Source organism: Asticcacaulis sp. AC466 (assembly GCF_000495815.1).
Classification (GTDB): domain Bacteria; phylum Pseudomonadota; class Alphaproteobacteria; order Caulobacterales; family Caulobacteraceae; genus Asticcacaulis.
This window is the reverse complement of sequence record NZ_AWGE01000015.1, coordinates 155,131-167,789: the sequence shown is the minus strand read 5'-3', so window position 1 is coordinate 167,789 and position 12,659 is coordinate 155,131. Positions and strand designations below refer to the sequence as shown.

The following is a 12,659-nucleotide window of genomic DNA, read 5'->3' as shown; positions in this document are numbered from 1 at the left end:
CATGCCAATGCGTCCACATATCTGTGAAGGCCCTCTGACGGTTTCGACGGCCGCCAAGCTTCTGGAATTTTCGCAGGCAGCTTGGCTGCTTCCTTACGCGCCTGCGGATTAAGCTGCGGCGAATTGCCCGTGCTTCGCTGCGTTAATATCCCTTGCCGGAGGTCGGCCAAACATCCGACTGTACTCGCGCGTAAACTGCTGGACGCTTTCATAGCCGACATCGAACGCTGCCGTGTTTATGCTGCCGCCACCAGAGAGCATCGCCCGGCGAGCCTCAATAAGGCGCAACTGCTTTTGAAACTGAATGGGCGTCAGCGAAGTGATATTACGGAAATGGGCGTGAAACGATGAGATACTCATTCCCGCTACTTCAGCCAGTTGTTCGACGCGCAGTGGTTTAGAGAAGTTTGATCGGATAACAGATACCGCCCGACCAATGCGCTGGGCGTGACTGTCCATTATACCTAAGGCGCGGATCGCACCGCCATGGCGGCCGGATAAAAGCCAAAAATGTAGTTCACGCAGATATTGGTCCTTGAGCACCGGTATAGACGCTGGACGCTCCAGTAGACGTAGCAACCTCAGTGCAGCATCCGCAACCTCCACTTCGGTCGAGTCAATTCGAACCGGACCACCAGTTGGGAACGGCACATTCCCCATTTCTGACACGAGTGCTTCGATGAGTACGCGGTCTAACTCCAAAACCAGCGAATAATAAGGTTTTGCTGCCGACGCGACGGTAATCTGGCTGACGGTGGGCACATCGGTCGTGATCAGCAATGACTCCCCTGCCCCGAACTCAAATGTGTCCCGGCCCAAGGTTACGCGCTTACATCCCTGAAGGACCAACGCAACGAGAGGCCTTGAAATTGCATACTGCAGGGCCGACGGAAGGGTTTCACGCAGCACGACCAGGCCGGGAAACGGCGTTGCCGCTACGCCATTTGCATCCGCGTGCATGTCGGCGAAACGTTTCGCTGCATCATAGAGTGTCTGGGGCATTAGGACATTCTAGCGCAGGACATGACCATCCACAATCAGGCAAGGCGACTCGCAAAATATCCTTGGAATCAAGCCGTTTCTGGATGCTCCCAAAACAACCGATTCGAAAGCTGGAGAAATAGGCAAAACACATGTGTGATTGAGCAATTATGGATGAGACAGATGCGCGATGATTTGGAAGCGAAGATCGCCAAACCAAGGAAATAATACATGTCCACTTTGTCTTTGATCACGGGTGCCAATCGCGGCCTGGGTCGTAACACTGCCGTCAGCATCGCCCGTCAGGGCGGTGACGTCATCCTTACCTACCGCCATGGTGCCGACGAAGCCAAAGCCGTCGTCGCGGAAATCCAGGCCATGGGGCGAAGCGCCGTTGCGCTCCAACTCGACGTCACCGACATTAGAACCTTCTCTGCGTTTGCCGACAAAGTCGGCGAAGTCCTCACTACACAATGGAATCGTCAATCGTTCGACCATCTGATCAATAATGCCGGCCAAGGCGAAATGGCCACAATTGCCGATACTACGGAGGCGCAATTCGACACCCTATTCAATACTCACGTCAAGGGCGTTTTCTTTCTCACCCAAGCGCTTTTAAATCTGCTGAGCGATGGAGGGCGAATTATCAATTTCTCTTCTGGTCTCACGCGCGTCTCGATGGAAGGTTTTTCGGCCTACTCCACCGCGAAGGGCGCCGTGGAGACCCTAACGGTGTATATGGCGAAAGAGTTTGGACGCCGGGGGATTACAGCTAACACCGTTGCGCCTGGCGCCATTGAGACCGATTTTCTTGGAGGCGCGGTCCGCGACATACCGGAACTAAACAAGCAGTTCGCCGATATGACCGCCCTTGGCCGCGTGGGCGTACCTGATGACATCGGTCCGATGGTGGCGAACCTGCTTCGAGAAGACAACCGTTGGGTCACCGGACAGAGAATCGAAGTCTCTGGTGGCCAAGTGATCTAACTGGCGTTGTTCGCCCAGGCGGGTGCTGGCGCTGACTGCCAAAACCCGCCCAATCAGGCCCTCGCCGTTCAACATGGAACCCGAATGAGAGACCTATGAGCTGATCGCCTACTTCCCTATGCGGACAGAGGCCCATCGAGCCAACGGGACTACGACGCATCAATCCTTATCTGGATCGAATTCCTTGGGCGTCCAGATCAGTCATCATGCCGGCACGCACTGGCGCTTGCCACTGATTCCGCTGCATCGGGATGAGCGGCCGGGCAACCCGGGCGCCCAAGTGTTTGGTTCCATACCATAATCAGACCGTTGATGATGAGCCACCAAATCGCCAAGCAGGCAGGCGTGGCAAATAACCAGAACCATCCTCGAAAAGAAATGCGCATTTTACGACCACCTTACCCGCAAAGTTTCGCTAAAGAACTCTGTATTGACGTCAATATTTATTGGTTTTTTAATAAAACGCATTCAGTATATCTCAATATTACTGCGTTATACGGCGCATGTGTTTAAAATTATGCTCTTAACGATTAAATGCAGTCAATCTAATGCTACGGAATAACGGTGTATTAAAGAATTTGTAGTTGTGTAACGGCTGTTGAAATTAACCGTGACACCGCGACCGTCCGGTGCCTGCATTGACGCAGACGATTGAATTTGAAGCATTTCGCCAGTCCCCACGCCGGACCTCCGGTGGATAAGCGGGACACCTCGAAAAACTACAAAAAACCATAATTGGATAACATGTTTAGGTTGCAACAGATTCAGCAGAACAGACTGCTGACTCCTAAGCGCCGGATATGAAGTGAAACAAGCAACTCGGATGTAAGTAGGTCGAATGCCAAATGCCCAAATGGTAAAGCGCCGGCATCTCCTGACGGGAGGGGCGGCAACATTTTTTGCCGGGATCGTGTCCAACCCGGCCATTCGACGATCCAATGATCCAAACAAGGGATATCGAACGGTTCTGGTCCGCCTATGATGACGTGCGTTCCGCTGCTAACCGGTCGGCAAGGCTAGCCCTGTTCCAGAGCCTGTACCTTGATCGCGCCACCCCAGGCTTACGTGCGCTGATAGCGGCACGGCGCTACACACTCGACCAATATGTCGATGCAATCGAAGACTACCCTCTCTTCTGGACCTCAATCCGCCCCTTGACGCGCCGCGCAACCGAAGCCGCAGCGCCGCTAGCGAAGGACCTTGCCATCTTCCGGCGCCTCTATCCCGAGCTGAGGCCTGCCAGTATCACCTATGCTATCGGCGTCTTGCGCACCGGTGGAACCACAACGGGAAACATGGTGCTGATCGGCGCCGAGGTCGCGCTTGCCGATGAGACCGTCGACGTGTCCGAGTTACCGAACCGATGCGCAGCCGCCTGCGCACCTTCTTTGCGACGCGCCCCTTTGTGAATAACCGTCAGAACAACATTCACGAATACGTCCACACCCAGCAGCAAGATTCAAGCGACCGCCTTGCCGCACGCGTCGCCTACGAGGGCGTCGCGGAATTTGTCGCCGAACGAGTGACGGGGCACCGTCCGCCGTTGCAACTATATACCTACGGTCCCGCTCACAGCGACACGGTCCGTGAGCAGTTCAAGGCCGACATGGCGAAGACCGACTGGACCGATTGGCTTTACAACAGCGATCATAACGTTTTCGGTGTGCCCGACATGGGTTACTTTGCCGGCTACGAGATCGCCAAGGGATTCTATGATCGTGCCCGCGATAAGCGCGAAGCCATACGAACATTGATCCAACTGCCCTATGGCGATGATACGGCGGTGCACGATTACATCGTGAAATCCGGCTACCTGGCCTAAAATAGTCGTCGAGGAAGCCATACCTCTGACTAAGATTTAGAGTTTGCAACCTTGCCTGCCTGCAATATGTTCAGCCTCGGCCAGCCAAGGCGAGGGGTCTGTTCGATAGGGGGGCACCAATGAGTCTGATTTGGTCTGAAATTATGTTTGTGCCGGACCAGAAGATCGTCGAAGAAACCGCTTTAGCCTGGAAGTGGTTGGTTCCAGAGCCGTGGAAGATAATTTTCTCATCGATGTTTGGTGGCGTCTTCCTAGAGAAGGAAGCCGGCGACGTGCATTGGCTAGAATGCGGTACAGGGGTCATTGAAAAGGTCGCGAACAGCGCTGCTGAGTTTCACGCATTCCTCAGTGGCCCTCGCGACGATGCCTGGGCCAGTCGAGTCGATGATTGGTTTCTCCCGCCCCTCGTCCAGCAGCTACATAAGGCAGGCAAAATAGCCGGTCCTGATCAATGCTACGGCTTCACTATCCTGCCAATCTTCAAGGGCGGTACATATAACGTCGAGAACTGCTTTGTCGTTTCGGCGCGAGAATGGTTCACTTTAGCAGGCTCTATTCATGAACAAGTTTGCGACGTGCCCGATGGAAGCCAAGTTAAAATGAAGATCGTCGACTAACTGGTCAATCTTGAAGTCAGGGCTGTACGGACAAAATACGCACGGCATATCCTTTGCCGTCGGTTGGCAAACCGGTTAGCCTGCCTTATCGTTGGATAAAGAGTCGCACGAAACGGGGGAAATGGGCGTGGCATCACACATGAACACGAATACGCCGGTAGACGCTGTGCCATTCGGAAGGCTTCTGGCCTTTATTGGACCGTGCGTTCCCTTCGCCGCCCTGGGGTTGCCGTTGGTTGCCACGCTACCGGAATATTATGGTACGCAGTTACAGCTCGGACTGGTCGTCGGCATCGTCTTTGCCGTCGTGCGCGCCTTTGATATCCTGGTTGACCCGTTCCTCGGGCACTGGATGGATCGAACGCGTACCCGGATCGGCCGTTTCAAGCTCTGGATGCTGATCTGCCTGCCTATTCTGTTCGTCAGCACTGGCTTCATCTTCATGGCGCACAAGGGCGTGACCGAAATCTACCTCGGACTATGGCTATTCGTGCTCTACGTCGGCTTTTCGATCGCCGCCCTCGCTCAGGCCAGTTGGGGCACGGTCCTGTCCACCGACTACAACGAACGATCGCGCATCTTCGCGTGGTGGCAGATCGGCAATATTGTGGGCATTCTGGCGGCGGCGCTTATTCCCGTCATCGTTCAATCGCTGGGGCACTCCTATGCGCTGGGTGTGCAGATTATGGGCGGCTTCATCATGCTGACCCTCCCCATCACTATCGGCATCGCCTTATGGGTCGTGCCGGAGAAGATATCCGAAACCAGTACGCACGACCTTAAACTCAGCCACTATTTCGACATGTGGAAGCGACCGAATGTCCGCAGCATTCTGTGGGCGGACCTGTTCATGGGATTGGCACCGGGCGTGATGGCCGCGCTCTTCTTCTACTTCTTCGAGCAGACCAAGGGGCTGACCCGCATGGAATGCAACATCGCCATGCTCCTCTATTTCGTGGCCGGTATCGTCGGCGCGCCGATCTGGACCATAGCCGCCAAACGGATGAGCAAGCACAAGGCGCTGATCATTTCGTCTCTTATATTTGCCGCCCTTTACGCCGCCATGTATTTCGCCCCCAAAGGCAATTTCATCGTCTGCGCCGCCATGACGTTCGCCAACGGTATTCCTTATGCGGCATCTCTGCTTCTGACGCGCGCCCTGATGGCTGACATCGGCGACGAAGTGATGCTTGAAACCGGCCATGACCACAAGGGCACATTGATGGCCATTTTGTCGGCGACAACCAAGGTGGGATACGCCATTTCCGCCTTGACCATCACCCTTCTCGGCTGGTTGCATTTCAACGTGAAGGAACCGTCCGCCAGTCCACCGGAAGCCTTGATGTGGGTTGAAATCTTCTTTATCGGGTTGCCCGTCGTGTTCCTTGTCCTGGGCGCGGTCGCGATGTTGCGCTACAATCTGACACCGGCCCGCCACGCCGAAATCATGGCCGGGCTAAAAGCAAAGGAAATCCTGTGAGCCAGTTCGACGGTATCGACAGCCTGCTCAATGTCATGCGCCGCCTGCGTGATCCGCAGACCGGGTGCCCGTGGGACAAGGAACAGACATTCGACACCATCGCCCCCTATACGGTGGAAGAATCCTACGAAGTCGCCGACGCTATCCAACGCAAGGATATGCGCGACCTTAAGGAGGAATTGGGCGACCTCCTGTTTCAGGTCGTCTTTCATGCCCGCATTGCCGAAGAACAGGGCCTGTTCGATTTCAATGATATCGCCGCCGGCATGAGCGAAAAGCTGATCCGCCGCCACCCGCACGTCTTTGGAGATGTCGGTGACCGCACCGCGGAGGAGCAAAACGCGGCCTGGGAAGTCACAAAGGCGGCCGAGCGGAAAGCCAAGGACAAGCACGGCATATTGGACGATGTGCCCGTTGGGCTCCCTGCCCTGACCCGCGCCGCCAAGCTGACCAAACGCGCGGCGCGTGTCGGTTTCGACTGGCCGTCGGTGAACGAAGTGCTCGACAAGCTTGACGAAGAAACCGCAGAGTTGAAGGTCGAAGTGGCGCGTGGCGATGATGAAAAGGCGCGCGAGGAACTCGGCGATCTGCTTTTCGTCATGGCAAACTTGGCACGCAAACTCGATGTCGAGCCTGAAGACGCGCTACGCCTGACGAACGCGAAATTCGTCCGCCGTTTTGAAACCATAGAGGCGGCGCTCCGCGCCGAAGGCCGCACACCCGATCAATCGGATCTGGCGGAGATGGACGCCTTGTGGAATGCCGCGAAAGTTGCCGAACGCCAGGATGGCTGAATTTCGCCTCATGCCGCCGATGAGCAAGCGGTTGCGCAACAGCCTTATGAGCATCATGGTCTGCGCGGGCCTGATGATCGCCTATCACTATTACACGGCGCAGAGCCAGGGGCTGCCCGATGACACGCACATAACCTATGAGATGCGCGGCCGTTTTCGACTGGATGTCGATAGCAGCGGGCATGTACGGTTACTGGCGGACAAGGTCTACAGCTATAAAATATCCACGTTTGCCGTTCGACGCATATTACGCGTCTTTCATCGCGCCCGCTTTTTTGAACGTAACGTCACCGCCTATGGCGCGGTCAGTGCCGATTGCACCCTCACCCTTGTCGAGAACCATCAGAAGAGTTCGATCCGCCACGCGTGCGACACGCAGTCTCCTGAACTGACCAAGCCGATAGAAGCGCTCGACCAAATGACCCGGTTCCGGCGCGTTCTTAAGGGCGACAAATCCGTCCTGCGCGATTACGCCATCACAAGCGACAATTCCTGAACCATCACCGTAAGATGGCAACACAACACATTACTTTCAATAGGAAAGTGTTTTTCATTTTAACTTTTTAAATGAAACCAAATCGATGAATAATTGCAATTTGAAATGCAAATAACATATCACTTTCAATAGGCAATCGATACGACCAACCCTTGCGAATCAAAAGATTAACGCGCATCACTTGCGAACTGCCATGAAGCTTTTCGGTGTCGCGTATGAAGAAGCCTGTCAAATCTCCGAACTCCCGCTCGAAACCCGTCAAGGCAACGCCTGCGAAGACGAAGCCGGCAGCAACGAAAACGCATCGGTCGCTATGCCCCATCAACCTCGCACTGGAAGCCATCGGCGATAATTGGTCGATGCTCATCGTGCGGGACTTGATGTTGCGCGGCCATAACAGCTACCAAGGTTTCCTGAGGTCGGAAGAGAAGATTGCGACCAACATTCTGGCCGATCGTCTGGTCAAGCTGGAGCAAAATGGACTGATCACAAAATCAGCCGATCCATCTGACAAGCGAAAATTCATCTACGCCCTGACGGAACGCGGCGCCGACCTGGCGCCACTGCTTGTTGAAATGGCTTTATACGGCTTGAAATACGAACCGCTCGCTAACATGGCCAAGGAGGTGGTTCTCGATATGCAGAAGAACAAGCAAACCTTTGCCCAGCGCCTGACCCGAAATTTTACGCCAAAGACCAAGATCAAACCCGCGCCCAAAAAGGCAGACTTAGATCCGGTCGAAGAAACCCTGAGCCTGTTCTGATCGCTATCCCTATTCGAGCGCGGCCAGTTCAACCTGCTCTTCTTCGCTTTGGCTAGCTTTCTTTTTAGGCGCCTGAATTATGAAGAGCAGCGGCATGGCCAGAAGAGTCAAAATCATCATCAGCCAGAAATTGTCGATATAGGCAATCATGCTGGCCTGACGCGTAACCTCGCCGTTTAAAGCGGCCAGTCCCGCCGGGCTCTGCGCGTACATGCTGTTCATGAAGGCGCTGTTGTGAACGTTTATCTGCCCCGCCAGCGATTCATGCGCCGTCTGGGTGTTGGCAACCTGAAGTGCTTGAACCATGGCAATGCCAATCGATGAGCCGATGTTGCGGATCAGGCTATAGATAGACGTGCCGTCCGGGCGCAAATCGCCAGCCAATGTCGCGAACGTCGCTGCACTCAGTGGCACGAAGACCAGCCCAAGCCCGAACCCCTGAATTATACCGGGAATGATGATGGCGCTTTTCGATGTGTCGACCGTATAGCCGCACATCATAGCCAAGGTGGCAGCCGTCAAACCAAACCCGACACCTAGAATAAGGCGAAGGTCGACCTTTCCCACCATACGGCCCACGATCATCATGGCCAGCATGGTGCCCAGCCCGCTGGGTGCCGTCACCAGCCCGGCATCGGTTGGCGAATACCCCATCAACCCTTGCAGCATTGACGGCATAAGGGCCCGTGTGGCGAACAGGACCATGCCAACCACAAATATGAAAATCAGGCCGGTGGTGAAATTTCGGTTGAGGAGCAGACGATAATTGAAGAAGGTTGCGCCGGCCGGACGCGTGAAGGTATGGATCAAAAAGAAGCCAAAACTGACGAACGCAATGGTCGCTTCAATCCAGGTTTCCACCGAGGAGAACCAGTCATTCTGTTGCCCGCGGTCCAGCAGCATTTGCAAAGCGCCGATAGCCAGGCTGAGCGCCGTAAAGCCGAACACGTCGAAACGGATGCTGCGGCGCGCATGGGTGCGCGGGATATATTTCAGAATACCAAAAAAGGCCGCTGCGCCGATCGGCACGTTGATAAAGAAACACCAGCGCCAATCATAAGCATCAGTCAGCCAGCCCCCGAGTGTTGGCCCCAGGATAGGCCCCACCATCACGCCCATTCCCCACACGGCCATGGCCGAACCGTGCTTTTCACGGGGATTGATATCGAGAAGTGTGGATTGAGACAAAGGAACCAAGGCCGCGCCAAACACGCCTTGAAGCAAACGCGCTGCGACGATCTCACTGAGATTGCCCGCAATGCCACACAAAACAGATGCGAGGGTAAAACCGGCTATGGAAACCAAGAACACTTGTTTGGAGCCGAACCGATCCGACAACCAACCGGTCAAAGGGGTGGCGATGGCCGTGGCGACGATAAAAGACGTCAGAACCCAAGTAATCTGATCGGATGACGCGTTCAGCGCACCTTGCATATGCGGCAAGGCCACGTTGGCAATAGTCCCGTCAATTGCCTGAATGACGGTGGCCAGCATAATAGACACTGTGACCATGCCACGGTTTATGGGCTCACCCGCGGCGGGCGAATTATCGGAGGTACTCATTAGGCGGTCTCTATAAGAGCTTGCAACTCTTCCAAAATGTCAGTTGCCACTTTCAACTTTTCAGCATCCAACCTGCCCAGTAGCTCATGCCGCATATCCTCAGCCTTGGCGCGGACCTTGTTGTAAATTGCCTGCCCTTGCGCGGTTACGACCAGGTTCTTAACGCGTCGGTCGGATTCAGAAACAACCCGCTGGACCAGGCCTGCCTTTTCGAGACGATCGATCGTCGACACCATGGTCGCGGCCTCGACCTGCACCAATCCGGCCAACTCGCCTTGCGATAAAGGCGTTTTAGCCTTGGCTATATAGGCGATGCTCAGCCAGCCCGCCTGGGAAATGCCCAGGTCTCTCAGGCGGCGATCAAGCGCCAGGCGCCACATTCGGGCGGTATTGTGCAAGGCGTTCGAAAAGCGCTCTTCTGTTGACATCGTAGATACCTAATAATTAGATATCTAACCATCTATGCCTGCCTGAAGCGTTTGGCAAGCGGTCGCGGATAAAATCCCGCAATATTTGGGGCTTTAGAAATTTACGATCGCCGGCGCGGGCGAACTGCCAAAGACTACCGCCCCTCGACCATCTTCTCGTAGCGGCCATAGGCCTGGTCACTGAGTTTAACGCACAGGTGGACACGGCCGTCATCATCTTCGTGACGTCCGAGCACCCGACCATGTGCATACAGGAAGGCCAGGAGCTCCCCTTGATGCGGCTCGATGACGATATCGATTTCCTCACCGTCCGCATCAACCAGAAGCGCCACCTCACGCAGAAGATGGGGCACGCCTTCGCCAGTGATGGCAGATACCAGAAGCGGCTTGTTTTTTGATCGGTCGGTGATGGCGCGCGAATACAAAATGTCTTTTGATTCAGCATCCAGTAGGTCGATCTTATTCCAGACTTCTATCATGCGCGACCGGTCGAGGTCCGGCAGAATGTGCGCCATGACCTGCTCGACATCGGCTTTTTGCGCTTCCGTTTCCGGGTTGGATACATCGCGGACGTGCAGGATCAGGTCGGCCTGCTCGACTTCCTCGAGCGTTGCACGAAATGCCGCTACCAGTTCATGCGGGAGGTCGGAAATGAAACCCACCGTGTCGGATAGGATGGCTGAACGTCCATTGGGCAATTTCAACGACCGCAGGGTCGTGTCCAGGGTTGCGAATAGCAAATCCTTGGCGAAGACTTCAGACTTGGTCAGATTATTGAACAGCGTTGATTTGCCGGCATTGGTATATCCGACCAGGGCAACAATCGGATAGGGCACCTTCTTGCGCTGATTACGATGCAGCGCCCGGGTCCGGCGCACGTCTTCCAACTCTGTCTTAAGCTGTTTGATCTTGTCCGCGATCATGCGTCGGTCAAGCTCGATCTGGGTTTCGCCCGGCCCGCCAGTGGTGCCCGTCGCCCGCTGGCGTTCCAGGTGGGTCCAGGTGCGTACCAGACGCGACCGCTCATATTCCAGTCGCGCCAGTTCGACCTGAAGTTTGCCTTCGTTGGTGCGGGCCCGTCGTCCGAATATTTCCAGAATCAAACCCGTGCGGTCCACCACCTTGACGCCGAGATCCTTTTCCAGGTTCCGCTGCTGAATGGGCGTCAGCGCGCCGTTGACCACGCACAGCGATGCGTCATTGTCTTCACAGGCCGTCTTTATATCCGCGACCTTACCCTGGCCGAACAGGGTCGCCGGGTTGATCTTGCGCACGCGCACGCTCATCTCGCCCACGATTTCCAGGTCCAGCGCAAGAGCCAGACCCACGGCTTCCTCAAGCCGCGAGTAGTCATATTTACGTGCAGGCGACGCTTCGCTGCGCGCATGCGTGTCTATGTCGGGGTCAACGACGATCGCGCGCACGATATCGGGCGCGTGATCTATGTATTTGTCACTCAAAGACTTTGTCCGATATGCAGGACCTTAGTCGTCAATGTCTTCTTCTTGTTCGTAAAGCTGGACAGGTGCCGCCGGCATGATGGTGGAAATCGCATGCTTGTAAACCAGTTGCGATTGGCCGTCACGGCGCAGAAGGACACAGAAATTGTCGAACCAGCTAACGATGCCCTGAAGCTTGACGCCGTTGATCAGAAAAATGGTCAGAGGTGTTTTGGTTTTGCGGACACTATTGAGAAACGTGTCTTGCAGGTTTTGTTTCTTATCGTGGGACATTGCCGGCCCTTCTTGTTTAAAATTTGAGGGGCACAATACCCCTCACACAGACAATAAGCCTCATATTTGGCAAAGATTCCGCGACTTATCAACCACACCGCAGTAAAATTTTTATGCGCAATCGCTTACACACCCGCTGAGGCACGGGCACGGTCTATATAGATTTCCCTTAGTGCGCAAGCGATTGGTCCTGGCTTTCCATCACCGATTTCGTGATCATCAATGGCGGTAACGGGCATGACCAAACTGGTTGCGGCGGTAACAAACACCTCAGACGCCGCCTTGGCATCATCAAGCGTAAAACTTTCTTCCCGTATCTCAATCCCATTTTCAGCGATTAGAGGCAAAAGGTTGAGCCGCGTTACGCCGGCCAGGATATTTGCTGTAAGGCTGCGCGTGCGGATGACGCCTTCCTTGACGATATAGACATTGGTAGACCCACCTTCCGTCACAAGACCTTCCTTATCGACAAAGATGACCTCGCCCGCGCCGCGCGCCTTGGCCGCCTGCTTGGCCAGAACATTAGGCAGCAGCCCCACAGTCTTGATATCGCAGCGGCCCCAACGGATGTCCGGCGCCGACATAGCCTTGATGCCTTGCGCGGCTTTCCTGGCGGCGGCGTCGCGATCGACCGGACGCGCGGTAATGACCACGCTGGCGCGCGTCTCGACAGGGAACAGATGATCGCGCGGCGCGACACCCCGACTAATCTGAAGATAGACCATGCCTTCACGAATACGGTTTCGGCGCACGACTTCATTGAGTACGACCAGAAGCGAGCTTCGCGGCATTGGCATTTCGATGGCCAGTTCCCGAAGGGAGCGTTCCATGCGGTTCAGGTGCCCATCCATATCGGCCAGGCGCCCGTCGAACACCGACCAGACCTCGTAGATTGCATCGGCGAACTGATAGCCGCGATCCTCTATGGAGACGGCGGCTTCTGAGGTGCGTTCATAGACGCCGTTAACATAGGCAATTCTGGGCATTGGCTTCG

14 protein-coding genes are annotated in these 12,659 nt (G+C 55.2%); 8 read left to right on the top strand and 6 right to left on the bottom strand.

From position 1 onward, the window contains the following. Positions 1 to 108: 108 nt before the first annotated feature. Positions 109 to 1,002 carry an AraC family transcriptional regulator gene (locus tag AEAC466_RS38040; protein WP_023459167.1) on the bottom strand — a complete coding sequence of 298 codons (894 nt, stop codon included), beginning with the start codon at positions 1,000 to 1,002 and terminating at the stop codon, positions 109 to 111. Between the two features lie 210 nt (positions 1,003 to 1,212). Between AEAC466_RS38040 and AEAC466_RS38035 the strand changes: the two genes are divergently transcribed. From AEAC466_RS38035 to AEAC466_RS38005, 8 genes are all read left to right on the top strand, one after another. After that, entirely contained in the window at positions 1,213 to 1,968 is a 756-nt protein-coding gene (locus AEAC466_RS38035) for an SDR family NAD(P)-dependent oxidoreductase (protein WP_023459166.1), read from the top strand. 938 nt (positions 1,969 to 2,906) lie between these two features. Continuing rightward, on the top strand, positions 2,907 to 3,377 hold the full coding sequence (locus AEAC466_RS44905; protein ID WP_023459165.1) for a hypothetical protein: 471 nt from the start codon (positions 2,907 to 2,909) through the stop codon (positions 3,375 to 3,377). Further along, positions 3,374 to 3,790 (top strand): hypothetical protein, encoded by a 417-nt coding sequence (locus AEAC466_RS44900; RefSeq protein ID WP_200863976.1) that lies wholly within the window; start codon positions 3,374 to 3,376, stop codon positions 3,788 to 3,790. The genes AEAC466_RS44905 and AEAC466_RS44900 overlap by 4 nt, the downstream gene beginning before the upstream one ends. A gap of 119 nt (positions 3,791 to 3,909) precedes the next feature. Further along, positions 3,910 to 4,407, top strand: a complete 498-nt coding sequence (locus AEAC466_RS43870) for a T6SS immunity protein Tdi1 domain-containing protein (protein ID WP_023459163.1) — start codon at positions 3,910 to 3,912, stop codon at positions 4,405 to 4,407. A gap of 139 nt (positions 4,408 to 4,546) precedes the next feature. After that, complete coding sequence (locus AEAC466_RS38020; RefSeq protein WP_155913744.1) at positions 4,547 to 5,887, top strand: MFS transporter; 1,341 nt, start codon at positions 4,547 to 4,549, stop codon at positions 5,885 to 5,887. Then, a complete protein-coding gene (mazG, locus tag AEAC466_RS38015; protein WP_023459161.1) occupies positions 5,884 to 6,681 on the top strand; it encodes a nucleoside triphosphate pyrophosphohydrolase in 798 nt (265 codons plus the stop codon). The genes AEAC466_RS38020 and mazG overlap by 4 nt, the downstream gene beginning before the upstream one ends. Next, the gene (locus AEAC466_RS38010; RefSeq protein ID WP_023459160.1) at positions 6,674 to 7,177 is read left to right on the top strand and encodes a hypothetical protein; all 504 of its coding nucleotides are present in this window, start codon (positions 6,674 to 6,676) and stop codon (positions 7,175 to 7,177) included. The genes mazG and AEAC466_RS38010 overlap by 8 nt, the downstream gene beginning before the upstream one ends. Before the next feature lie 215 nt (positions 7,178 to 7,392). Further along, complete coding sequence (locus AEAC466_RS38005; protein WP_023459159.1) at positions 7,393 to 7,941, top strand: winged helix-turn-helix transcriptional regulator; 549 nt, start codon at positions 7,393 to 7,395, stop codon at positions 7,939 to 7,941. Between the two features lie 9 nt (positions 7,942 to 7,950). Here the strand turns inward: AEAC466_RS38005 and AEAC466_RS38000 are convergent, their stop codons facing one another. From AEAC466_RS38000 to AEAC466_RS37980, 5 genes are all read right to left on the bottom strand, one after another. After that, positions 7,951 to 9,504: a DHA2 family efflux MFS transporter permease subunit gene (locus AEAC466_RS38000; protein ID WP_023459158.1), complete on the bottom strand. Its 1,554-nt coding sequence runs from the start codon at positions 9,502 to 9,504 to the stop codon at positions 7,951 to 7,953. Then, positions 9,504 to 9,932, bottom strand: a complete 429-nt coding sequence (locus AEAC466_RS37995) for a MarR family winged helix-turn-helix transcriptional regulator (protein WP_031239136.1) — start codon at positions 9,930 to 9,932, stop codon at positions 9,504 to 9,506. Before AEAC466_RS37995 ends, AEAC466_RS38000 begins: the two co-directional genes overlap by 1 nt. Positions 9,933 to 10,066: 134 nt before the next feature. Beyond that, positions 10,067 to 11,392: a GTPase HflX gene (gene hflX / locus AEAC466_RS37990; protein WP_023459156.1), complete on the bottom strand. Its 1,326-nt coding sequence runs from the start codon at positions 11,390 to 11,392 to the stop codon at positions 10,067 to 10,069. A 24-nt stretch (positions 11,393 to 11,416) separates the two neighbouring features. After that, the gene (gene hfq / locus AEAC466_RS37985) at positions 11,417 to 11,665 is read right to left on the bottom strand and encodes an RNA chaperone Hfq (RefSeq protein WP_023459155.1); all 249 of its coding nucleotides are present in this window, start codon (positions 11,663 to 11,665) and stop codon (positions 11,417 to 11,419) included. A gap of 125 nt (positions 11,666 to 11,790) precedes the next feature. After that, on the bottom strand, positions 11,791 to 12,651 hold the full coding sequence (locus AEAC466_RS37980; RefSeq protein ID WP_023459154.1) for a D-amino-acid transaminase: 861 nt from the start codon (positions 12,649 to 12,651) through the stop codon (positions 11,791 to 11,793). Between the last annotated feature and the right edge of the window lie 8 nt (positions 12,652 to 12,659).

Coding starts and splice junctions, on each gene's coding strand:
- AEAC466_RS37980 (WP_023459154.1), bottom strand. CDS start 12,651: ATGCCCAGAATTGCCTATGTTAACGGCGTCTATGAACGCACCTCAGAA.
- AEAC466_RS43870 (WP_023459163.1), top strand. CDS start 3,910: ATGAGTCTGATTTGGTCTGAAATTATGTTTGTGCCGGACCAGAAGATC.
- hfq (WP_023459155.1), bottom strand. CDS start 11,665: ATGTCCCACGATAAGAAACAAAACCTGCAAGACACGTTTCTCAATAGT.
- AEAC466_RS38020 (WP_155913744.1), top strand. CDS start 4,547: ATGAACACGAATACGCCGGTAGACGCTGTGCCATTCGGAAGGCTTCTG.
- AEAC466_RS44905 (WP_023459165.1), top strand. CDS start 2,907: ATGATCCAAACAAGGGATATCGAACGGTTCTGGTCCGCCTATGATGAC.
- AEAC466_RS38010 (WP_023459160.1), top strand. CDS start 6,674: ATGGCTGAATTTCGCCTCATGCCGCCGATGAGCAAGCGGTTGCGCAAC.
- AEAC466_RS38035 (WP_023459166.1), top strand. CDS start 1,213: ATGTCCACTTTGTCTTTGATCACGGGTGCCAATCGCGGCCTGGGTCGT.
- AEAC466_RS37995 (WP_031239136.1), bottom strand. CDS start 9,932: ATGTCAACAGAAGAGCGCTTTTCGAACGCCTTGCACAATACCGCCCGA.
- AEAC466_RS38000 (WP_023459158.1), bottom strand. CDS start 9,504: ATGAGTACCTCCGATAATTCGCCCGCCGCGGGTGAGCCCATAAACCGT.
- AEAC466_RS38005 (WP_023459159.1), top strand. CDS start 7,393: ATGAAGAAGCCTGTCAAATCTCCGAACTCCCGCTCGAAACCCGTCAAG.
- AEAC466_RS38040 (WP_023459167.1), bottom strand. CDS start 1,002: ATGCCCCAGACACTCTATGATGCAGCGAAACGTTTCGCCGACATGCAC.